This window comes from Kitasatospora sp. NPDC054768, from assembly GCF_053612025.1.
Map to the genome: position 1 here is coordinate 1 of NZ_JBSHBN010000344.1, position 1,561 is coordinate 1,561.

The window sequence follows — 1,561 nt, forward strand, 5'->3', positions numbered from 1 at the left end:
CCCCTCGACGGACCGCGGCGCAGCGGCTTCACCGGGTGTCAGGGCATCCCGGTCACACCTGCTGCCAGAGCGCGGGCACGATCGGCGGCTCCCAGCCGACCTGGGCGGTGTGGCCCTGGAGGCAGCGGTAGCTGACCCCGTTGTAGGTCACGACGTCACCGGCCTGGTAGGTGGTGCCGGCGGTCCAGGTGCCACCGGGGTTGGGCGAATCGCTGCCCACCACCAGGGAGAAGCTGGTGCTGTGGGTGGCCGAGCCGGTCCCGGTCAGGGTGATGTTGTAGGTGCCGGTGGGGGTCGAGGCGGAGGTGGCGACGGTGAGCGTCGCCGAGCCGCCGGACTGCACCGAGGACGGGTTGAAGGAGACCGTCACGCCGGTCGGCGCGCCCGAGGCGGTCAGGTTGACCGTCTGGGCCGAGCCGGAGGTGGTCGAGGTGGCGACCGTCGCGGTGGTGGTCTCACCGGGCTTGACGGTGGCGGTGGTGGGGTTCACCGAGAGGGAGAAGTCGTTGGTGGGCGTGGTGCCGCCGACCGAGGTCTTCCAGATGGTGTACGCCACGCCGTCGGCGCTGCGGTTCAGTACCGTCGCGTCGATGTTGGCGGTGGTGTCGCAGGAGGAGTGGTAGCAGGAGTCGTAGGAACGGCCCGCCGTGCCGCCCCACTTGGCCGCCTGCGCCGAGGTCTTGGTGTCGCTGGCGCCGGCCGCGTAGCCGGAGGTCGGGATGCCGGCCTGCTGGAAGGAGTAGTCGTCCGAGCGGCCCTGGCCCTCGACGTTCTCCTCCGGCTTGAGGTTCAGCGAGTCCCAGTAGGCCTTCATCGGTGCGGAGGCCGCGGAGTTGATGTTGTTGATGAAGTAGCCGGCGTTGGTCGAGGCGATCATGTCGAAGTTGTAGTACGCCTTGATCGCGGAGCGCTGGGCGGAGCCCAGCTGGCCGACGTAGGACTGCGAGCCCTGCAGGCCCTGCTCCTCACCGGTCCACCAGGCGAACCGCACGTGCCGGGTCAGGCCGGGGTTCTGCTGGGCGAGAACGAGCGCGTTCTCCAGCAGGGTGGCCGAGCCGGAGCCGTTGTCGTTGATGCCGGGGCCGGCCGAGACGCTGTCCAGGTGGGCGCCGAACATGGTGACCTGGTCGGCCGGGCCGCCGGGCCAGTCGGCGATCAGGTTGTTGGACTGGTAGGTGCAGGAGGTGCAGGTCTGCTCGGTGACGCTGTAACCGGCGGCCTGGAGCTTGCCCTTGATGTACGCCAGCGACTGGCTGTGCCCGGCGCTGCCGGCCCGGCGGTGGCCGCCGTTCTGGCTCGCGATGCTGTTCAGCTGGGACAGGTGGGCCTGGATCTTGGCGACGTCGATGTCGGGTGCGGGACCGCCGGGGTTGCCTCCGCCGCCGACGGTGAGGCTGTACTGGGCGGTGTGGGTGGTGGTGCCGGCGGTGCCGGTGACGGTGATCTGGTAGGTGCCGGCCACGGCCGTGGCGGAGGCGTTGAGGGTGAGGGTGGCGGAGGAGCCGGCCTGGACGGTGGAGGGGTTGAGGCTCGCGGTGACGCCGGTGGGGAGGCCGGAGGC

1 protein-coding gene is annotated in these 1,561 nt (G+C 70.7%); it reads right to left on the reverse strand.

The window, feature by feature from the left end:
• Positions 1-52 precede the first annotated feature (52 nt).
• On the reverse strand, positions 53-1,561 hold a 1,509-nt coding region (locus ACWGKU_RS41015; protein ID WP_452180609.1), incomplete at its 5' end, for a M28 family peptidase.